The 18,132-nt window shown below is 70.5% G+C and carries 21 protein-coding genes, 1 other RNA gene and 1 pseudogene; 5 read left to right on the top strand and 18 right to left on the bottom strand.

The window, feature by feature from the left end:
- Positions 1 to 42: 42 nt before the first annotated feature.
- Together RUMESO_RS05085 and mgtE are read right to left on the bottom strand one after the other, a co-directional pair.
- Positions 43 to 600, bottom strand: a complete 558-nt coding sequence (locus RUMESO_RS05085) for a 5-formyltetrahydrofolate cyclo-ligase (RefSeq protein ID WP_037278590.1) — start codon at positions 598 to 600, stop codon at positions 43 to 45.
- Positions 597 to 1,880 (bottom strand): magnesium transporter, encoded by a 1,284-nt coding sequence (mgtE, locus tag RUMESO_RS05090; protein WP_245639153.1) that lies wholly within the window; start codon positions 1,878 to 1,880, stop codon positions 597 to 599. The genes RUMESO_RS05085 and mgtE overlap by 4 nt, the downstream gene beginning before the upstream one ends.
- A 220-nt stretch (positions 1,881 to 2,100) precedes the next feature.
- Here mgtE and guaD point away from each other — a divergent pair, with 220 nt between their 5' ends.
- A complete protein-coding gene (guaD, locus tag RUMESO_RS05095) occupies positions 2,101 to 3,402 on the top strand; it encodes a guanine deaminase (RefSeq protein ID WP_037278592.1) in 1,302 nt (433 codons plus the stop codon).
- Between the two features lie 7 nt (positions 3,403 to 3,409).
- Here guaD and RUMESO_RS05100 read toward each other — a convergent pair whose 3' ends face one another.
- The 4 genes from RUMESO_RS05100 to RUMESO_RS05115 form a co-directional block, all read right to left on the bottom strand.
- A complete protein-coding gene (locus RUMESO_RS05100; RefSeq protein ID WP_051521040.1) occupies positions 3,410 to 3,880 on the bottom strand; it encodes a CAP domain-containing protein in 471 nt (156 codons plus the stop codon).
- A 482-nt stretch (positions 3,881 to 4,362) separates the two neighbouring features.
- Complete coding sequence (locus tag RUMESO_RS05105; protein ID WP_037278593.1) at positions 4,363 to 5,175, bottom strand: inositol monophosphatase family protein; 813 nt, start codon at positions 5,173 to 5,175, stop codon at positions 4,363 to 4,365.
- A 60-nt stretch (positions 5,176 to 5,235) separates the two neighbouring features.
- Complete coding sequence (locus RUMESO_RS05110; protein WP_037278594.1) at positions 5,236 to 5,610, bottom strand: helix-turn-helix domain-containing protein; 375 nt, start codon at positions 5,608 to 5,610, stop codon at positions 5,236 to 5,238.
- 178 nt (positions 5,611 to 5,788) lie between these two features.
- Entirely contained in the window at positions 5,789 to 6,694 is a 906-nt protein-coding gene (locus tag RUMESO_RS05115) for a LysR family transcriptional regulator (protein WP_037278596.1), read from the bottom strand.
- Between the two features lie 134 nt (positions 6,695 to 6,828).
- Here RUMESO_RS05115 and RUMESO_RS05120 point away from each other — a divergent pair, with 134 nt between their 5' ends.
- Complete coding sequence (locus tag RUMESO_RS05120) at positions 6,829 to 7,044, top strand: DUF1127 domain-containing protein (RefSeq protein WP_037278598.1); 216 nt, start codon at positions 6,829 to 6,831, stop codon at positions 7,042 to 7,044.
- A gap of 108 nt (positions 7,045 to 7,152) precedes the next feature.
- Positions 7,153 to 7,935, top strand: coding sequence for a Bax inhibitor-1/YccA family protein (locus tag RUMESO_RS05125; RefSeq protein ID WP_037278599.1), 783 nt, complete (start codon positions 7,153 to 7,155; stop codon positions 7,933 to 7,935).
- A 58-nt stretch (positions 7,936 to 7,993) separates the two neighbouring features.
- On the opposite strand, the gene RUMESO_RS05130 is transcribed toward RUMESO_RS05125, so the two are convergent.
- From RUMESO_RS05130 to RUMESO_RS05160, 9 genes and pseudogenes are all read right to left on the bottom strand, one after another.
- Positions 7,994 to 8,485, bottom strand: a complete 492-nt coding sequence (locus tag RUMESO_RS05130; RefSeq protein ID WP_037278600.1) for a GNAT family N-acetyltransferase — start codon at positions 8,483 to 8,485, stop codon at positions 7,994 to 7,996.
- A 73-nt stretch (positions 8,486 to 8,558) separates the two neighbouring features.
- Complete coding sequence (gene rpmG, locus RUMESO_RS05135; RefSeq protein WP_037278601.1) at positions 8,559 to 8,726, bottom strand: 50S ribosomal protein L33; 168 nt, start codon at positions 8,724 to 8,726, stop codon at positions 8,559 to 8,561.
- Between the two features lie 102 nt (positions 8,727 to 8,828).
- Positions 8,829 to 9,215: RNase P RNA component class A (gene rnpB, locus RUMESO_RS05385), an RNA gene on the bottom strand.
- Between the two features lie 11 nt (positions 9,216 to 9,226).
- On the bottom strand, positions 9,227 to 9,895 hold the full coding sequence (locus tag RUMESO_RS05140) for an N-acetylmuramoyl-L-alanine amidase (RefSeq protein WP_082483367.1): 669 nt from the start codon (positions 9,893 to 9,895) through the stop codon (positions 9,227 to 9,229).
- A complete protein-coding gene (locus tag RUMESO_RS05145) occupies positions 9,892 to 10,845 on the bottom strand; it encodes a hypothetical protein (protein ID WP_037278602.1) in 954 nt (317 codons plus the stop codon). Before RUMESO_RS05145 ends, RUMESO_RS05140 begins: the two co-directional genes overlap by 4 nt.
- A gap of 26 nt (positions 10,846 to 10,871) precedes the next feature.
- A complete protein-coding gene (locus RUMESO_RS26830; RefSeq protein ID WP_425414870.1) occupies positions 10,872 to 11,264 on the bottom strand; it encodes an amidase family protein in 393 nt (130 codons plus the stop codon).
- A gap of 101 nt (positions 11,265 to 11,365) precedes the next feature.
- A pseudogene (locus RUMESO_RS05150) lies at positions 11,366 to 12,358 on the bottom strand (amidase); the annotation flags it as partial.
- Entirely contained in the window at positions 12,355 to 12,642 is a 288-nt protein-coding gene (gene gatC, locus RUMESO_RS05155; protein WP_037278604.1) for an Asp-tRNA(Asn)/Glu-tRNA(Gln) amidotransferase subunit GatC, read from the bottom strand. The gene gatC and the pseudogene RUMESO_RS05150, both read right to left, overlap by 4 nt.
- Positions 12,643 to 12,705: 63 nt before the next feature.
- The gene (locus RUMESO_RS05160; RefSeq protein ID WP_211262784.1) at positions 12,706 to 13,158 is read right to left on the bottom strand and encodes a GFA family protein; all 453 of its coding nucleotides are present in this window, start codon (positions 13,156 to 13,158) and stop codon (positions 12,706 to 12,708) included.
- A gap of 92 nt (positions 13,159 to 13,250) precedes the next feature.
- On the opposite strand from RUMESO_RS05160, the gene RUMESO_RS05165 reads away from it, so the two are divergent.
- The gene (locus RUMESO_RS05165; protein ID WP_037278606.1) at positions 13,251 to 14,000 is read left to right on the top strand and encodes a rhomboid family intramembrane serine protease; all 750 of its coding nucleotides are present in this window, start codon (positions 13,251 to 13,253) and stop codon (positions 13,998 to 14,000) included.
- Here the strand turns inward: RUMESO_RS05165 and RUMESO_RS05170 are convergent.
- Both RUMESO_RS05170 and RUMESO_RS05175 read right to left on the bottom strand, forming a co-directional pair.
- Positions 13,997 to 14,788, bottom strand: coding sequence for an inositol monophosphatase family protein (locus tag RUMESO_RS05170; protein ID WP_037278607.1), 792 nt, complete (start codon positions 14,786 to 14,788; stop codon positions 13,997 to 13,999). The two genes, RUMESO_RS05165 and RUMESO_RS05170, sit on opposite strands and share 4 nt — an antisense overlap.
- Positions 14,789 to 14,847: 59 nt before the next feature.
- Positions 14,848 to 15,762: a LysR family transcriptional regulator gene (locus tag RUMESO_RS05175; RefSeq protein ID WP_037278609.1), complete on the bottom strand. Its 915-nt coding sequence runs from the start codon at positions 15,760 to 15,762 to the stop codon at positions 14,848 to 14,850.
- A gap of 88 nt (positions 15,763 to 15,850) precedes the next feature.
- Between RUMESO_RS05175 and metF the strand changes: the two genes are divergently transcribed.
- Positions 15,851 to 16,711, top strand: coding sequence for a methylenetetrahydrofolate reductase [NAD(P)H] (metF, locus tag RUMESO_RS05180; protein ID WP_037278610.1), 861 nt, complete (start codon positions 15,851 to 15,853; stop codon positions 16,709 to 16,711).
- An 808-nt stretch (positions 16,712 to 17,519) separates the two neighbouring features.
- Here the strand turns inward: metF and RUMESO_RS24925 are convergent.
- Entirely contained in the window at positions 17,520 to 18,095 is a 576-nt protein-coding gene (locus RUMESO_RS24925; RefSeq protein ID WP_051521041.1) for a hypothetical protein, read from the bottom strand.
- Between the last annotated feature and the right edge of the window lie 37 nt (positions 18,096 to 18,132).

The raw sequence follows: 18,132 nt of genomic DNA on the forward strand, positions 1-18,132 counted from the left end.
GGCGCGACGGTGGCAAGCGGGCCGTGCGCCCCAGGGACCAGGTCAGGGCCGGATGACCTCCGATTCGGTCACGATCAGGTCGAGATGGGCATCCGTCTCCTCGAGGGGAAGGCCGTCGTCCTCCTGCGCCGCCCAGGCGAAGCCGATCGCCGTCACCGGCCCCGCTGCGCGCAGCAGGGCGAGCGTCCGGTCGTAGAACCCGCCGCCGTAGCCCAGCCGCCCGCCGTCCCTGTCGAAGGCGACGAGCGGAACGATCAGCACCTCCGGCACGATCCAGTTCCCCGACTCCGGGATGCTCGTCCCGAAGCCCCCGTCCACCATCACGCTCTCCGGCGTCCACTGGCGGAAGCTCAGCGGGTGGCCACGCTTCGGCGTGACGGGCACGCCCACCGGCCCATGGCGCGCGGCCTCGGCCATGGCGGGGAGCGGGTCGATCTCGCTCCGCATGGGGAGGTAACCGGACAGGGGGCGGCCCCAATGGGGTGCGAGCACCTCCATGAGGAGGGCGGCGGGAGCGGGATGCCCCCTCTCCCACGCCGCCTGGCGGCGCGCGAAGGCGCGGGCGCGCGCCTCCGCCTTGATGTCGGCAAGGTCCTTCACAGCAGCACCACCGTAGCCAGTCCCAGGAATACGAAGAAGCCCGTCACGTCGGTCATGGTCGTCACGAAGGTCCCCGAGGCGAGCGCCGGGTCCACGCCCAGCCGTTCGAGAACCAGCGGGATGAAGGTCCCCGCGAGCGACGCCACCAGGAGGTTCACTACCAGCGCGACCGCGATGACGGCACCCAGGTCCACCGAGCCGAAGAGCAGCATCGTGGCAAGGCCCAGGAACGCGGCGAGGGCCACCCCGTTCAGAAGCCCCACCAGCGCCTCGCGCCGGATCACTCGCCAGGCGTTCGACCGCGTGAGGTCCCGCGTGGCCAGCGCCCGCACGGCGACGGTCAGCGACTGCGTCCCCGCGTTGCCGCCCATGGAGGCCACGATGGGCATGAGCACGGCCAGCGCCACCAGCGCCTGGATCGTCCCCGCGAAGCGCGAGATCACCAGCGCCGAGAGGCCCGCCGTGCCGAGGTTCACGATGAGCCAGGGGATGCGCTGGCGCGCGGTGGCCAGCACCGGGTCCGACAGCGCGCCCTCTCCCACGCCGGCGAGGCGCAGGATGTCCTCCTCGTGCTCCTCGTCGAGCACGGTCATGGCATCGTCGATGGTCACGACGCCCACGAGCCGGTCGTCGTCGTCCACCACGGGGGCCGAGATCAGGTGATACCTCTCGAAGGCGCGCGCGACGTCGCCCTGGTCGTCTTCGACATGGAAGGTGCGGAAGCTGTCCTCGGTGATGTCCCGCAGCCTCACGTCGCGCCGGGACGACAGGATGCGCCCCAGCGTGACGTAGCCCACGGGCTTGAGGCGCGGATCGACCAGCACGACGTGGTAGAACTGGTCGGGAAGCGTGATCCCCGAGCGCAGGAAGTCGATGGCGTCGCCCACGGTCCAATGCGAGGGCGCGCGCACCACCTCGGACTGCATGAGGCGGCCGGCCGAGTCCTCGGGGTAGGCCAGCGCCTTCTCGACGGCGATCCGATCGGCGGCAGGCAGCGCGGCCAGCACCTCGGCCTGCCCCTCGGCATCGAGATCCTCCACGAGGTCGACGACGTCGTCGGTCTCGAGGTCCTGCACCGCGAGGGCCAGCTCGCCGGGCGAGAGGCCCTCGATGACCTCCTCGCGCAGGGACTCATCGAGCTCGGACAGGATGTCCCCATCCACGCCGCCCTTCCAGAGCGCGAGGAGGTCACGCCGCTGGTTCGGGCCGATCTGCTCGAGGAGGTCGGCGATGTCGGCGGCGTGCAGGGGATCGAGCAGAGCATCGAGCCGGGGCGGCATCCCCCGCCCCCACGGGCATCGAGCGCCTCGTCCACGAGGCGGGGGTCGAGGCCGAACTCGTCCTCCTCGTCCTCGGGCGGCGGGGGAGCGATGTCGGATCGGTCGTCCATTCCCCCCTGCCCCCATGCTGCCGACGCGGCGGACCCTAGCGATTTTCGGTGCGGGGGCAACGGGGGACGGCCGGTTTGCAGCGCCCGCGCGGGACCCCTAAGGTGCGGGCATGACCACGCATCTTCTCCTCGGCCAGACCCTTGCCTTCACCGGCGACCCCTTCTCCCGGCCCTGGGAGGACTGCGTGGAGCACCACGAGAGCGGCGGCGTCCTCGTCCGGGACGGTCGCATCGAGGCGGTGGGGGACGGGAACGCCCTGCAGGCCGCGAATCCCGGCGTTCCGGTGGCGAACTACGGCCGTGACCTGATCCTGCCGGGCTTCGTGGACGCCCACATGCACTATCCCCAGACGGGCATCATCGCCTCCTGGGGCAAGCGGCTGATCGACTGGCTGAACACCTACACCTTCCCCGAGGAGATGCGGTTCCGGGATCCAGCCTACGCGGCGGAGGTGGCGGGCCGGACGCTCGACCTCGCGCTGGCCCACGGGACGACGACGCTCTGCTCCTTCTGCACGATCCATCCCGAAAGCGTGGACGCCTTCTTCGAGGCGGCGCAGGCGCGGGAAATGCGGGTCGTGGCGGGCAAGACCTGCATGGACCGCGACACCGCGCCCGAGGGGCTGCGGGACACCGCTCGGGCCGCCCACGACGAGAGCGCGGCGCTGATCGCCCGGTGGCATGGCCGAGGCCGTGCGACCTACGCCATCACGCCCCGCTTCTCGCCCACGTCCACGCCGGCGCAACTCGAGGCGCTCGGGGCCCTTTGGGCCGGGAATCCCACCTGTCTGATGCAGACTCATCTGAGCGAGCAGGTGGACGAGGTGGCCTGGGTCCGGGGCCTCTATCCCGAGGCGCGGGACTACCTCGACACCTACGAATCCCACGGCCTTCTCGGCGCTCGGGGGCTCTACGGCCACTCGATCCACCTCGAGCCGCGCGAGATCGACCGGCTGCGGGAGGTCGGGGCGGCCGTGGTCCACTGCCCGACCTCGAACACCTTCATCGGCTCGGGGCTCTTCGACCTCGCGGGCCTCAAGGGACGGGGCATCCCGGTGGGCCTCGCCACCGACACGGGGGGCGGGTCGTTCTTCTCGATGCTGCGGACGATGGCCGCCGCCTACGAGGTCGCGCAACTGCGGGGGCAGGCGATCCACCCGGCCCAGCTCCTCTGGCTCGCCACCGAGGCGAGCGCGCGGGCCCTGCATCTCGACGGCACCATCGGGAGCCTGAGGCCCGGGGCGGACGCGGACCTCGTGGTCCTGGACCTCGCCTCGACGCCCGCCGTCGCGCAGCGGGCCAAGCGGGCCGAGGACCTGTGGCAGGCGGTGTTCCCCACCATCATGATGGGCGACGATCGCGCGATCCGGGCGACCTGGGTAGCGGGACGGCCTATGGCGCGCCCCGCCTGAGACGGGCTCAGCAGCCGTCCGCGAACATCAGGACCCAGAAGCCCTGCGACTCGCCCAGGCCGAAGACGCCGTAGTTGCGGCCCAGCATGTTGGCGCGGTGGCCTGACGAGGTCGCCCAGCCGTTGAAGGCATCCTGCGCGCTGCGCTGGCCCCAGGCGATGTTCTCGGCGAAGTAGCCCTGTCCCTGGCAGCCGGCGGCTCGGGCCCGCACGACGACGTTCGAGCCATCGCGGCCGGTGTGGGAGAAGTCATCCCCGCGCGCCATGTCCTCGGCATAGGCCTGCGCTGCCGACGAGAGGACTCGGCTCTCGCTCAGCCCGCCGAGGCCGTAGTTGGCGCGGAACTGGTTCAGTGCCGCGCCGAACCCGCCCGAGGAGGAGGACGCCATCCAGAGCGCCTCGGCCGAGCCGGACGACGGCGCGGCAAGGAGCCCACCCGAGAGGAGAAAGGCCGCAAGAAGGGCCGGAATAAGTCGCATCGAACTGCTCGCTTGGCTGTCCCACGAGAGCAGTAGCCAGCAGGATTTTGTCATTCCATTGGCCGACCGCCTCCGCAAAACGGCAACAGCGTGTTTCCGCTCAACCAACAGGCGAGTTTCCGCGGGAGGCCGGGATGCCCTCCCGCTTGAAATCGGGGGACGACACCGAATCGGCGACGCCTTGCCGGAAGCTGCGGACTTCCGACCGAACTCCGCTGGCTCGGGGTTGATCGGCCTGGAGCCGTCGAACGCTGGACCGCCTTCGTCTTGAACTTCCGATCGGGATATCCTGCGTAAGTCCGGGCGCTCCGCGCGTGAACGCGAATCGGGTGCGACCTCTGGGGAGCCTTGGCCGGACGTCAGCAGCCGCAATGCTCGCTAGGGTGATTTCCCTGCGACTGGACTCACGCCGGGTCGGCTTGGTGGGGCCCTCTTGGCCACAATCCCGAAAGGCGGAAACGGCAGGCCGGCTGCCGGACCCGTCAGGACCCCGCCAGCAGTTCCATCGCGGCGGCATGGATTTCGGCATTGGCCGCTGCCAGGAGGCGTCCACCCCCGTGGGCGGGCCGGCCGTCCCAACCGGTCGCGATCCCGCCCGCCGCCGTCACGACGGCGATGGGGGCCTGCACGTCGTAGGGCTGGAGTCCGGCCTCGATCACCAGGTCCACCTGCCCCGCCGCGAGCAGCGCGTAGCCGTAGCAGTCCATGCCGTAGCGCACGAGACGCGCCTGGTCGGCCACGCGGCGAAAGGCCCGATGCTCCTCCTCGGTGCCGATCTCGGGGAAGGTGGTGAGGATCGTGGCCCCGGCGAGCGGACGCGCCGGGGCGGTGCGCAGGCGGGCGGTCCCCAGCGGCCCCGTGACCGAGGCCTCGCCCAAGCCGCCGAAGAACCGCTCTCCGATGTAGGGCTGGTCGATGATGCCGTAGAGCGGCCCCTCGGCGTCGGAGACGGCGACGAGGACGCCCCAGGTCGGTGTCCCGCTGATATAGCCGCGCGTGCCATCTATGGGATCCAGCACCCAAGTCAGGCCGGAGGTGCCGTCCAGCGTCCCGTATTCCTCCCCCAGGATGCCGTCCTGGGGCCTCTCCCGTGCCAGGACGGCCCGCATGGCCCGCTCTGCGGCGCGATCCGCCTCGGTCACGGGGTCGAACCGCCCCCCCGGGCCGGGGCCCTTGTCATCGGAAGCGATCCCCGTGCGGAAATGGCGGAGCGTCTCGGGCCGGGCCGCGTCGGCGAGGGCCTGGGCCGTCCGGATCAGGTGGGCCCGCGTGTCGGGGCTCAGGGTGTCGCGCATCAGGCCGCTCCGCTCCCGGGATCGCCGGGGCGGTATCGCGGCCCGGGGCACCGGGTCAAGTCAGGCGGCGTCGCTCAGGACACGAGCGAGGTCGAAGAGCCGGCGGCGCTGCGTCTCGGGGATCGCGTAGTAGGAGCGCAGGAGCTCCAGCGCCTCGCGGTCCGAGAGGAGGTCGTCGGGCATGTCGGCGACCAGGTTGCCATCGACGGGGGCCCGGCTGTCCATCCCCTCGAAGAAGAAGGAGACCGGCACGTTTAGCGCGCCGGCGATGTCCCAGAGCCGGGAGGCGCTGACCCGATTCGCGCCGGTTTCGTACTTCTGGATCTGCTGGAACTTGATCCCGACCTTGTCAGCCAGTTGCTGCTGAGTCGTGCCAAGCGTCCAGCGCCGATGGCGGATGCGTTTGCCCACATGCACGTCGACGGGATGCTTCATGTTGCGCTTCCTTACGTGGTTCCATTTCGTCGCAGCCGCGCCGGACCTTGTAAGGGGTCGCCCCACCCCCGGGTAGAACAGGCTTCGGTCAGTTTGCGTTCCGATGCCTCGGATATATCGGAACACGGATAGGTTGAACAGGTGGGATTTTCCTTACCCTTAGCGATCCTGGGACCCGTCAGGCGGGCACCGCCCTCGCCATCTCCGCCCCGCTCCGCGCGGGGGAGGAGACCGAACCGCCGAACTCCCGCCGGATCAGCTCCACGAGGTCCTTCTGCGCGGGGCTTGCGCCCGAGTCGCGGGAATAGAGGTTGATGTGGACCGACCAGAGCTCGGGCAGCACGCCGCCGTGGTCGATCCGCTCCGAGGAGTAGGGCTCGTGTCCCGCGATCGCCGCGTGGATGGCGAGGTCGGCGCTGACCGTGGCATAGACCATCTGGTCCGAGCTGCTCTCGATGGCCATCTCCCAGGGGATGCCGACCTCGTCGAGCCGCTTCTGCACGGGCTGGCGGAAGATGCAGTCCCGGCAGAAGGCGATTCGGAGCGGCGAGGACTGCCAGGCCACGCCGCCGGGCGCGCCGACCCAGATGAGGGGGCTCACCACCAGGGTCTCGGCGCCCGGCCGAGGGCCGTCCTCGGTGGTGAGGATCACGTCGATCTCCCCCTTCTCGAAGCCGGCCTGGAGCATCCGGGTGTAGTCGGACAGCAGGTTCACCTTCACGCGCGGGTAGTCCCGGGCGAATCGGCGCAGGACCTGCGGCACCGCCGGATAGACGATGTCGAAGGGCACACCGAGCACGATCTCCCCCGCCTCGTCCCGGGCCGAGAGCCGCCGCCAGGCTTCGTCGTTGATCGACAGCATCCGCCGGGCATAGCCCACCAGGAGCTCGCCGCAGGGCGTCAGCGACACGCCGCGCCCCGTCCGGTCGAGAAGCTCCAACCCCAGGGTCTCCTCGAGCCTCTTGAGCTGCATGGAGACCGCCGACTGCGTCAGGTGCACGAGGCCCGCGGCCTTGGTCACGCTGCCGGTATCCGCGACCGTCACCAGCGAGCGGAGGGAGGCCAGGTCGAGGTTGCGGGGCATATCACATCTCCTGATGACTTACCCATCCAACATTCATTTCACTTATGTCCCGCGGAGGCTCATTTATCAAGCATCGGAATGACGGAGACCCCGGTCATCACGAAATTGAAGCCCGGCTATTGGAGGAAACGATCATGGAACGTGCTCTTTCGACGACCCACGGCTCCCACCGGACGGGGGGCCTCCGGCCTCTCGGCCGGTTCGTGGGCCTCATGTCCCTCGGACGTTCGCGCCGCCGTCTGGGCGAACTCGAGGATCATCTCCTGCGCGACATCGGCCTGACCGCGGCCGAGGCGCGGCGCGAAGCCGAAAAGCCGGTCTGGAATGCGCCGGCCCATTGGCTGCGCTAAATTCAGCAGCTCTGGATCTTGTCTTGAAAAGCCCGACCCCTCTTCCAATATGCAGCCGCGAGGGCGCCGTAGGCCACACGGCGTCCCTGAGGCAACTCGGAGGGTTCCATGGCTGACTACACCACGATCCGCGCGCGCACGGCCGGCACCCAAGCCGCGCGGATCGACGAAGGGCTTCGCGCCTACATGAATCGGGTCTACGGCACGATGTCCGTCGGCATGCTGATCACGGGGGCCGCCGCCTGGGCGATCGCCGGGCTGTCGGTCACGAGCGATCCGACGGGCGCGGCCGCGCAGATCGGCGCCAACGAATACCTGACCAACTTCGGCTACGCGCTCTACGCCTCGCCGCTGAAGTGGGTCGTGATGTTCCTGCCGCTGGTGATGGTCTTCGCCTTCTCGGCCGCGCTGAACCGGATGTCCGCCGCGGCGGCGCAGGTCTTCTTCTACGTCTATGCCCTCGCGATGGGCGCCTCGCTGAGCTCGATCTTCCTCGTGTTCACGGGCACCTCGATCGCGCAGGTCTTCCTCGTCACCGCGATCGCCTTCGCGGGCCTGTCGCTCTACGGCTACACGACCAAGCGCGACCTGAGCGCGATGGGCACCTTCCTGATGATGGGCCTGATCGGTCTCGTCGTCGCGATGATCGTGAACATCTTCCTGGCCTCCCCGGCGATGAGCTTCGCGATCTCGGCCATCGGCGTGCTGATCTTCGCGGGCCTGACGGCCTACGATACCCAGACCATCAAGGGGACCTACGTGGCCCACGCCACGCAAGGCGACTCGGAGTGGCTGGGCAAGGCGGCCGTGATGGGCGCGCTGCAGCTCTACCTCGACTTCATCAACCTCTTCATGTTCCTGCTGCAGTTCATGGGCGACCGCCGGAGCTGACCGGAGCGTGACAGGATCGACCAGGGGGCCGGCGGAGACGCCGGCCCTTTTTCTTATTTCATAGGTCCCGCTCCATCTCGACGGCCGGGAAGTCGGCACCACCGAAGCGGAGCAGGATCGGGCGCAGGGGCCGGAAGCCCAAGGCCTCGTAGAAGCGCACGGCGGTCAGGGTGGAGAGCGAGGAGAGCCGCTGCGCCCCGGCCTCGCGCGCGTCCAGCATCACCTGCTCCATGACCGCCCGCCCGACCCCCTGCCGCGCGACCCTCGCGTCGGTGGCGACATGGCGGACATGGCCCAGGCCAGGCACCACGGGACCGCCGGAGGGCGGCTCGGGCGACCAGCCGCCGGCTCCGAGAAGCCGCCCCTCCTCCTCGGCCAGGAAGTAGCGCCCCGAGGCAATTAGCCTTGGCTGCGCCCGCGCCATGCGGGGAAGCGCGAGGACCAGCGTGGAGGGAGGATAGTCGGCCCTGAGCTGCGGCCCGTAGGACCGCCCGAGCAGCGCGTCCACGGCGCCGATGTCGTCAGGCGTGGCGCGGCGGACGGTCAGCATGGGTCCCCCCGAACGGACGAAGGGGCCGCGTGCGGCACACGCGACCCCCGTCAGATCGAACCCGAAGGACGGGTTACTTGATCTTGCCTTCCTTGTACTCGACGTGCTTGCGCACGACGGGGTCGTACTTACGGACCGTCATCTTCTCGGTCATGGTGCGGGCGTTCCTCTTGGTGACGTAGAAGTGCCCGGTGCCCGCCGAGGAGTTGAGGCGGATCTTGATGGTGGTCGGCTTGGCCATGTGCGTCTCTCCCGTCGCGGGAGGTGGCCCGCGTGAATCTCGGATGAAGCCCGCCTTCTAGCGGCAAGGGCGTTGGTGTCAACCCGCCAAAGGCGGCGAGAGGCGCGCGGACGGCCTGTAAGCCGGATTCTGTCCGGGGGCCGAAGCCCCCTGGATGACCATTCCTCTCGATCCGCCGTTGCCGACGGACCTCTAGCTGCCAACCCGGGTTCCTCGGGCTGAAGCATCCCTGCCTTGCGGCGCGGAACCCCTATTTGGCATTGCTCCCGGTGGGGCTTGCCGTGCCGGTCCGGTTGCCCGTCCCGCGGTGGGCTCTTGCCCCACCGTTTCACCTTTTCCCCGACCAGGTCGGGGTAGTCTGTTCTCTGTGGCGCTTTCCCTCGGGTTTCCCCGGCCGGGCGTTACCCGGCACCGTGCTTTCCGGAGTCCGGACTTTCCTCGTGGGCCCAGGGTCGCCCCTTTGGCCCCCGCGGTCATCCAGCCATCCGCGCCGGGCCGATCTAGGCGGCCGACGCCCGGTGGTCAACCGGGAAGCGGCGAGCGAGGTCGAGCGCGGCGCCGGCGTCCCGGGGCGAGACCGGCCCCTCGGCCCATGGCCGGAAACGCAGGCGGAAGGCCCGCAGCAGGAGGTCCGGCGGGAGCGCAGGATCGTAGCCAAAGGAACGGAGCGCGGGGAGGAGGTCCTGCGGGTCGCCCTCTCCCTCCTCTGGCCAGACCGAGAGGCCGGCGCGGGCGAGGCGCCGCCAGTCGAAGCGCGGGCCTGGGTCGGCCTTGCGCGTGGGGGCCATGTCGGAATGGCCGATGACCCGCTCGGGCGGGATGGACCATCGGGCCAGTATGTCGCCTACCAACCGCTCCAGCGCGAGCATCTGCGGGTGCGCGTAGGGATGCGTGCCCCGATTCTGGAGCTCGATGCCGATCGAGCGGGAGTTGACGTCCGTGACCTCGCCCCACCGACCCGCGCCGGCGTGCCAGGCGCGCCGCTCCTCGGGGACGAGGGACATGACCTCTCCGTCCTCGGCAATGAGGTAGTGGGCCGAAACCTCGGCCACGGGGTCGCAGAGCCGCTCCAGCGATTCCCTGGCCGTGGCCATCGCGGTGTAGTGGATCACCACGAGGTCGGGACGGACGCCGCCCCGACGCTCGCCGTGGTTGGGGGAGAGGCTCAGCCCCGACCCACGGCCGCGCGGAACGGCGCGGGGTCCCAGGCGCAGGCGAAGCCATCCCCGTCGGGGTCGAGGCCCAGGGAGTCCTTGTCCGGCCCGCCTCGGGCCAGGAAGTCGCGCTGCGCCTCGTCGGCGGTGCGGTACTTGGCGCAGTTCCGTTCGGCCCGGCCCTCGCGGGCGAAGAGGACGAAGCGCGAATACCAGGGCTGGCCGACCGAGTTCGGCGCGCTCAGGGCATATTGGACGATGTTCGGGCCGGTGTCGGCGGGCGGCGCCGGCAGGGCCTGCGGCTGCAGGACCTGATATTGCGCGGCCTGCTGCGCGCGCCGGGCCGCGTCGGATTCGATCGATTCGCGCGAGGAGACGGCCTGGAAGTCCTGCTCGTCCGAGATGCCGCCGGTGTTGCCGGGGACCGTGCCGACGAGGGTTGGCGCGGCGTTGCTGGGCGAGGCTTCGAGGCCGGTGGCGCGCATCACGTTGACGTCGCCGGCCACGCCGCTCGAGGCGACGCTGACGAGGCCGTTGCCGGCGGGCGCGGGGGCGGCGGGGAGCGGCACGGAGGAGGTGAAGGCCCCCGAGGTCGGCGCCGGAGCGCCGGCCACGGGTGCGGCCGACGAGACGCCCGGGTAGGGCGCGGCGGAGGAGACGCCGGGAAGCGGCGCGCCGATCGGGCCGCTCGACACCGGCGCCACGCCGATCCCGGCGGCGCTGAGGGCCGAGCTTGGGATGCCGCCGGGCGGCACGGGTGCCGGAGAGGTCGGTGTGGCCATGCCGTAGGGCGAGGTCGCCACCGTTCCGGGGGCGGCGAAGCCCGTCGGCGCCGCGCCGGTCAGCTCAGCCTCGCGCTGGTAGCTGCCGTAGTCGCCGAATCCGACGCCCTGGCTCGGCGGCGCGGGCTGCGCGCAGCCGGCCAGCAGAAGCCCCAACGTCCCCAGAACCATCAGTCCGCGCATGTGTCCCTCCATGGCAGCGGGCGCCCCTACCACCACTTTGCCGGCTTTGCCAAGAACCCGGCTGCACGTTCCAGTGAGTATGCGACATTCAGGAGGTCGCCTTCCTCCCACGGTCGCCCGATGAGCTGGAGCCCGAGCGGGAGCCCCTGCCTGTCGAGCCCCGCCGGGACCGAGATGCCGGGAAGCCCAGCGAGGTTCACGGTCACGGTGAAGACGTCGTTGAGGTACATCTGCACCGGGTCGGCGTTGGCCATCTCGCCCAGTCCGAAGGCCGCCGAGGGCGTGGCGGGCGTCAGGATGGCGTCGATGCCGTCCGCGAAGGCCAGCTCGAAGTCGCGCTTGATGAGGGTGCGGACCTTGCGGGCGCGGTTGTAATAGGCGTCGTAGAAGCCGGCCGAGAGGACGTAGGTCCCGACCATGATGCGGCGCTGGACCTCGGGGCCGAAGCCCTCGGCGCGGGTCTTCTCGTACATGTCGGTGATGCCGTCGCCTTGGGCGAGCTTGGCACGGTGGCCGAAGCGGACGCCGTCGTAGCGGGCGAGGTTGGAGGACGCCTCGGCGGGGCGATCACGTAGTAGCAGGGCAGCGCGTACTTGGTGTGCGGGAGCGAGATGTCCCGGATCTCGGCGCCCGCGTCCTGGAGCATCTCGCGGCCCTTGGCCCAGAGCGCCTCGATCTCCTCGGGCATCCCGTCCATGCGGTATTCGCGCGGGATGCCGATGACCTTGCCCCGGATGTCGCCGGTGAGCATCGCCTCGAAGTCGGGGACGGGAATGTCGGCCGAGGTCGAGTCCTTGGGGTCGTGGCCGGACATGGCGCGGAGCATGATCGCGGCGTCGCGCACGTCCTTGGTCATCGGCCCCGCCTGGTCGAGCGAAGAGGCGAAGGCGATGATGCCCCAGCGGCTCACGCGGCCGTAGGTGGGCTTGATCCCGGTGATTCCGACGAAGGCTGCGGGCTGGCGGATCGAGCCGCCGGTGTCTGTCCCCGTCGCCGCCGCGCAAAGGTCGGCCGCCACCGCCGCCGCCGAGCCCCCCGAGGAGCCGCCGGGGGTCAGCGCCGCCCCGTCGTTGCCGCGCCGCCAGGGGTTCACGGCGTTGCCGTAGCACGAGGTCTCGTTGGACGAACCCATCGCGAACTCGTCCATGTTGAGCTTGCCCAGCATGACGGCGCCCTGCTTGTGGAGCTGGGTGGTCACGGTGGACTCGTAGGGCGGCTTGAAGCCCGCTAGGATGCGCGAGGCGGCCTGGGAGGGCACGCCCTCGGTGCAGAAGAGGTCCTTGATGCCCAGCGGGATGCCGCAGAGGTCGGGCGACATCCCGGCGTTGAGGCGGGTCTGCGCGAAGCCGGCTTGGCTCCGGGCGATCTCGGGCGTCTTGTGGACGTAGGCGTTGAGCGCGTCGGCCTGGTCGATGGCGGCGAGGTAGGCCTCGGCCAGCTCGGGCGCGGTGAAGGTCTTGGCGCGGAGGCCGTCGCGGGCCTCGGCCACGGTCAGCTTGGTCAGGTCCGTCATTCGACCACCTTGGGCACGGCGAAGAAGCCCTCGCGGGCGTCGGGAGCGTTCAGGAGGACCTTGTCCTGCTGGTTGCCGTCGGTGACGACGTCCTGCCGGCGCTTGAGGCGCATGGGGGTGACGGAAGTCATGGGCTCCACGCCCTCGACGTCCACCTCGTTCAGCTGCTCGATGAAGCCGAGGATCGCGTCGAACTCCCGCGCGAGGGCGGGCAGGCGCTCCTCCTCGACGCGGATGCGGGCGAGATGCGCCACGCGTCGGGCGGTGTCGGTGTCGATGGCCATGGGGTCCCTCGCAGTTCCGGCGGGTGTTAGCGCCGGAGCGGGCCCATCGCAAGGGCGAGGGGGTCAGTCGCGGTCGTGGCCGGGAAGGTCCGGGATGCGGTCCAGCCACGGCGCCGCCGAGTGGAGCCAGATGGAGAGCGAGGGCTGCAGCGCGTCGCGCTGGCGGATGGCGCCCCAGCGGAGGCTCCAGCCGTCGGGGTCGTCCTCGTAGCGGACCATGAGAGGCGAGCCGCAGGTGCTGCAGAAGTGCTGGGCGAGGTGTCGGCCATTGGCGGCGGTCTTGACGTAGACCTTGGGTTCGCCGGCGGTGAAGCGGAGGGTGCCACGCCGGGCGGGGACGGAGGTGCGGAAGGCGGTGCCGGTGAGGCTCTGGCAGTCGGTGCAGTGGCAGAGGTGGACCTCGCCCTCCTCCACCTCGGCCTCGAACCGGATGGTGCCGCAGTGGCAGGCCCCGTCGATGCGCATGGCGTCCCCTCCCTCGCCGACATGGACCGAGAGCTTGGCAGCGACGGCCATGTCGCGCAACAGGGGCCGACCGGCGCTTGCCGAGGCGCATCCGTCCTGAGGGGACCGCTTGACCGGGGGCGGCGCCGTCCCACCGTAGGATCATGTTCCCCATCCGCGACCACAACCCGTCGAGCCAGACGCCCTACGTCACCTGGGCGCTGATCGTGCTCAACGTGGCGATCCATCTCTGGCAGGTGGCGACGGTCTATGACCCGGCTCAGCTCTACGCCCTCTACGACGCCTATGCGCTGGTCCCGGCGGAGATCAGCCAGGGGCAGGACCTGTGGACGCTGGTCACGTCCACCTTCCTGCACGGGGGCTGGATGCACCTGATCGGGAACATGCTGTTCCTCCATGTCTTCGGCGACAACCTCGAGGAGGCGCTGGGGCGGGTCGGCTTCCTGCTCTTCTACCTTCTGGGCGGCATCGGCGCGGGGCTTTGCCAGTGGGCGGCGGCACCCCTGTCGGGCATCCCGACGGTGGGCGCCTCGGGCGCCATCGCGGCGGTGATGGGGGGCTACCTGCTGCTGTTCCCGAAGGCGCGGGTGGACGTGCTGATCTTCGTGATCTTCATCATCCGGATCGTCCCGATCCCGGCCTGGATCGTGCTGGCCGTCTGGTTCGCGCTCCAGATCTTCGGAGGCTTCGGGTCGAGCGCGGACATGGGCGGGGTCGCCTACTGGGCCCATGTGGGCGGCTTCGCCATCGGCTTCGTGATGATGATGCCCACCTGGCTGCGGCGCGGCGGCGCCGGGTGGTGGAGCCGGACCGCCGGGCGCCCGCCGCATTCGGACGCCGCCTATGGGAGCCTGACGCCGACGCGGGTGCCGACCGTCAGGCGCAGGCGCTAGGGCCGGGCGCGGACGACGTCGGCGAACTTCTCGAAGATGGCAGAGTTGGCGGCGACGATGTCGCCGTGCTCCATGGGCTTGTGGCCCTCGCGGATGGGGCCGACGAAGCCGCCGGCCTCGGTCACGATCAGCATTCCGGCGGCCATGTCCCAGGGGAAGACCTCACGCTCCCAGTAGCCGTCGTAGCGGCCGGCGGCGACGTAGGCGAGGTCGAGCGAGGCGGAGCCGGAGCGCCGGATGCCCGCGCATTCGGGCGAGAGCCGCGCGAGGTCGGCCAGCATGGCGGGCAGCGTCTTCTTGGCGCCGAACGGGATGCCGGTCACGAACAGGCAGTCGAGGAGGCGCGAGCGGCCCGAGACGCGAAGGCGGCGGTCGTTGAGCCAGGCGCCCTCGCCCCGCTCGGCCCAGAAGGTCTCGTCCTTCACGGGGTCGTGGACGACGCCGGCGACGATCTGGCCCTTGTGCTCCAGCGCGATGGAGACGGCCCAGTGCGGGAGGCCGTGGAGGTAGTTCGAGGTGCCGTCGAGCGGGTCCACGATCCAGCGGCGGGTCGGGTCCTCGCCGGCCTGCTCGCCCCCCTCCTCTCCCAGGAAGCCGTAGGTGGGGCGGGCCTCGGTCAGCATCTCGCGGACGGTCTGCTCGGCCTGGCGGTCGGCACGGCTCACGAAGTCGCCGGGGCCCTTCATGGAGACCTGAAGCTGCTCGACCTCGGCGAAGTCCTTGAGGAGACCCCGGCCGGCCTTGCGGGCGGCACGGATCATCACGTTCAGGTTCGCGCTGCCGACCATCTTCGTCTCCTTGCAATCAAGGGGCGCATATAGACCGGGCATCGCGCCGGTCACAAGGCTCAGCCGCGCTGAAGTTTGACCGCCTCCTGCCGCGCGAGGCGGATGAGGTGGGCGACGTAAGGACGGGTCGTCTCGTCGGCGCGTGTCGCGGCGTAGAGGCGCTTGGTGATGGAGGCGCCGTTCCGGGTGAGCGGGCGGGTCACGAGTTCCATGTCGGCGCGGGCGGCGGAGCGGACGACCCAGTCGGGGAGGACGGCCACGCCGCGACCGGAGGCGACGAGGAGGAGGATCATGGCGGTGAGCTCGACGGGGCGCTGGGCGGAAGGCTCGACGCGCTCGGGCGTCAGGAGCTCGGTGAAGACGTCGAGGCGGGCGCGGTCCACGGGGTAGGTGATGAGGGTCTGGTCGGCGAAGTCGCGGGCCCCGATGGCGTTCTTGCGCGCGAGCGGGTGGGTCGCGGCGGTGACGAGGACAGGGGCGTAGTCGAAGAGCGGCGTGAAGGCGATGCCGGGGAGGTCCTCGGGATCGGAGGAGACGACGAGGTCCACCTCCTCTCGGCGAAGGGCCGGCATGGCGTCGAAGGCGAGGCCGGGGCGGATGTCGATGTCCACCTCGGGCCAGGCCTTGCGGAAATGGTTCAGGACCGGAAGCAGCCATTCGAAGCAGGCGTGGCACTCGATGGCGACGTGCATCCGGCCGGCGCGGCCCGCCTCGAGGTTGGCGAACTCGGCCTCCAGGGCGGCGACCTGGGGCAGGATCGCCTGGGCGGCGGCGAGGAGGCGGAGGCCGGCGGGGCTCAGGCGCAGGGGCCTGGTGGCGCGGACGAAGAGCGGGGTGCCGGCCTGCTCCTCGATACCGCGGATCTGGTGGGAGAGCGCGGACTGGGTGAGGCCGAGGAGGTCGGCCGCCCCGGCGAGGCTGCCGGCCTCGTGGATCGCCTGGATCGTGCGGAGATGGCGGAACTCGATGTGCAAATCGGGCTCATGTTGATGGTGAAGATTATGAATTTGTCTCACATCGGGGCGCTGCCTACAACGAGGCTGGTCAACGCAAGGAGCCATCATGCCGACCGTCAGCTTCGAGTTCTTTCCGCCGAAGAACCTGGAAGGGTCGTTCCGGCTCTGGGACTGCTGCAACGTGCTGGGGCCGCTGATGCCCGAGTTCGTGTCGGTGACCTATGGCGCGGGCGGGACGACGCGGACGCTGACGCATGACGCGGTGGGGACGATCCACAAGCACTACGGGCTGACCGTCGCGGCGCACCTGACCTGCGTGGAGGCCTCGCGGGAGGAGACGCTGGCGATCGCGGACAGCTACGCCGACGTGGGCGTGACCGAGATCGTGGCGCTGCGGGGCGATCCGCCGAAGGGGGAGGAAGGCTTCCGGGCGCATCCCGACGGGTTCGGGTCCTCGGTGGAGCTGGTGGACGCGCTGGCCAGGACCGGCAAGTTCAAGGTGCGCGTGGGGGCCTATCCGGAGAAGCACCCGGAGGCGGCGGACCATGCGGCGGACATCGAGTTCCTCAAGAGAAAGATCGACGCGGGGGCGACCTCGGCCATCACGCAGTTCTTCTTCCAGCCCGAGACCTTCTTCCGGTTCCGGGATGACTGCGTGAAGGCGGGGATCACGGCGCCGATCCTGCCCGGCATCCTGCCGGTCGAGAGCTGGGCCGGGGTCAAGCGGCTGACGGCGCGCTGCGGGACCTCCATCCCCCCGACCACGGCCCACGCCTTCGAGAACGCGGAGCGGGACGGGACGACGGAGCTGCTGGCGGTGGCCACGGCGGCCTCGCTCTGCGACCGGCTGGTCGAGGGGGGGGCGGAGCACCTGCACTTCTACACGCTGAACAAGCCCAGCCTGACGCGGGACGTGTGCCTCGCGCTCGGGATCGCGCCGAGGGCGCGGTTGCAGGCGGTCGCTTAAGCGGGCGCGAGCGGGGAAAGGCCGGGGCGAGGCTCCGGCCTTCTGCGTTGTCCGGGCCGTTACGGGGCCGCGTGGAGAGCCACGGCCGTCGTCGTTCCCGGACGCCACGACGCCGGATGCCAGGCCGGCCGTCGTGGAGACGTGCTTCGGCACGTTCGGCTGGGTCTTTGCGGCGCCTCGCCTGACGCCTCCCAGAAGGACAGGGGCCCGCGCCGTCCCTTCAAAGAGCTCTCGCCGGTGAAGCCTCTCACCCCTCAGGGTGCCCCCGGCATGGACGGTCATGTGATCCTGGAGCAGGGCCGGCCATCCGAGGCCCTGTCCGAGGGAGGCGCGAACCAAAGGACTCCCGCGCGACTCTGACGAGGAGGGTGCGGGAAGCGGGTTAACAGGCAGTAAACGGGGCGTTCGGTGCCCACCGGGGCGACGCAACACCCCCGAGGTAAGTGGCTGACCTTGTTGCGGAAGCTCTTCGGACCGGGTGTTGCGTCGCCCCTGGGGGCGGGTCTCGGCCCGCCGCGCCACGGCCGACGAATCACCGCCGTCCCGGGTCGGTGGTAGCAGGCTGGAGCCCGCCCTGCGATGAACTCGAATCAGCGTCGCTGGCGCCGTGCGCGCGAGCTCGCACCCTGCGGGAACCGTGCCTGACCTAGGGACGGGGACGGTGCGCTGGAGCTCATCCCACGCTTGCGGAAGTGGCGTGGCAGCGGCGGAGCGCGCCCGGACATGGGGACGGCGCGGGCCGGGGGGCCCGCGCCGGGTCGTGTCGCCGTTCGGGCCGGGCGGGGAGACCCCGCCCGGGGCACGTGCGTCACTGGTCGGCGGTCGCGTCGCCGCCGGCGGCCTGGGCCTGCGTCGCGGCATCCATGACGAGCATGGTCGAGTCGGCGTTGCAGGCCGTCATGATCGACGCCATCATCGGGTCCATCGCGCCGGTCGCGCTCTCGTCCATGGTGCCCGAGGCATCGGCGGAGGTGTCGGCCGAGGTGGTCTCGGTGTCGGTCACCGCCATGTCGTCGGTGGCCGCGCCGGTGTCAGCCGCCGCGGTGTCGGTCGTGCCGGTGTCGGTCGCCGCCATGTCGTCGCTGGCCGCGCCGGTGTCAGCCGCCGCGGTGTCGGTCGTGCCGGTATCGGTCGCCGCCGCGTCGCCCGTCGTGCCGGTGGCGGCCGCCGCCGCGTCCGCAGCGGCCGTGTCGGTGGCCATCGTGTCCGTGGCCGTCGCGTCGCCGCCGCTCGCCATCGCGGTCTGCATGGACGTCAGCGCTTCCTGCTGCTGCGACGAGTCCATGGCGAGGAAATCGGCGCAGGTCATGGTCGCGGCGTCCTGGGCGAAGGCCGGAATGGCGGCCGCACCGGCCAGGATGGCCGTGGTCAACAAGAGCTTCATGAGGGACCTCCCAAAGTTGCCGCATGGCGCGGCCTCC

Source organism: Rubellimicrobium mesophilum DSM 19309 (genome assembly GCF_000600335.2).
GTDB classification, from domain to species: domain Bacteria; phylum Pseudomonadota; class Alphaproteobacteria; order Rhodobacterales; family Rhodobacteraceae; genus Rubellimicrobium; species Rubellimicrobium mesophilum.

Bases quoted from the DNA above. Each gene is read 5' to 3' on its own strand.
- RUMESO_RS05110 (WP_037278594.1), bottom strand. From the start codon at position 5,610: ATGAAGCATCCCGTCGACGTGCATGTGGGCAAACGCATCCGCCATCGG.
- RUMESO_RS05130 (WP_037278600.1), bottom strand. From the start codon at position 8,485: ATGCTGACCGTCCGCCGCGCCACGCCTGACGACATCGGCGCCGTGGAC.
- guaD (WP_037278592.1), top strand. From the start codon at position 2,101: ATGACCACGCATCTTCTCCTCGGCCAGACCCTTGCCTTCACCGGCGAC.
- RUMESO_RS05125 (WP_037278599.1), top strand. From the start codon at position 7,153: ATGGCTGACTACACCACGATCCGCGCGCGCACGGCCGGCACCCAAGCC.
- RUMESO_RS05145 (WP_037278602.1), bottom strand. From the start codon at position 10,845: ATGCGCGGACTGATGGTTCTGGGGACGTTGGGGCTTCTGCTGGCCGGC.
- RUMESO_RS05100 (WP_051521040.1), bottom strand. From the start codon at position 3,880: ATGCGACTTATTCCGGCCCTTCTTGCGGCCTTTCTCCTCTCGGGTGGG.
- RUMESO_RS05160 (WP_211262784.1), bottom strand. From the start codon at position 13,158: ATGGCCGTCGCTGCCAAGCTCTCGGTCCATGTCGGCGAGGGAGGGGAC.
- RUMESO_RS05165 (WP_037278606.1), top strand. From the start codon at position 13,251: ATGTTCCCCATCCGCGACCACAACCCGTCGAGCCAGACGCCCTACGTC.
- RUMESO_RS05105 (WP_037278593.1), bottom strand. From the start codon at position 5,175: ATGCGCGACACCCTGAGCCCCGACACGCGGGCCCACCTGATCCGGACG.
- RUMESO_RS26830 (WP_425414870.1), bottom strand. From the start codon at position 11,264: ATGGTCGGGACCTACGTCCTCTCGGCCGGCTTCTACGACGCCTATTAC.
- RUMESO_RS05120 (WP_037278598.1), top strand. From the start codon at position 6,829: ATGGAACGTGCTCTTTCGACGACCCACGGCTCCCACCGGACGGGGGGC.
- gatC (WP_037278604.1), bottom strand. From the start codon at position 12,642: ATGGCCATCGACACCGACACCGCCCGACGCGTGGCGCATCTCGCCCGC.
- mgtE (WP_245639153.1), bottom strand. From the start codon at position 1,880: ATGCCGCCCCGGCTCGATGCTCTGCTCGATCCCCTGCACGCCGCCGAC.
- RUMESO_RS05115 (WP_037278596.1), bottom strand. From the start codon at position 6,694: ATGCCCCGCAACCTCGACCTGGCCTCCCTCCGCTCGCTGGTGACGGTC.
- RUMESO_RS24925 (WP_051521041.1), bottom strand. From the start codon at position 18,095: ATGAAGCTCTTGTTGACCACGGCCATCCTGGCCGGTGCGGCCGCCATT.
- metF (WP_037278610.1), top strand. From the start codon at position 15,851: ATGCCGACCGTCAGCTTCGAGTTCTTTCCGCCGAAGAACCTGGAAGGG.
- rpmG (WP_037278601.1), bottom strand. From the start codon at position 8,726: ATGGCCAAGCCGACCACCATCAAGATCCGCCTCAACTCCTCGGCGGGC.
- RUMESO_RS05170 (WP_037278607.1), bottom strand. From the start codon at position 14,788: ATGGTCGGCAGCGCGAACCTGAACGTGATGATCCGTGCCGCCCGCAAG.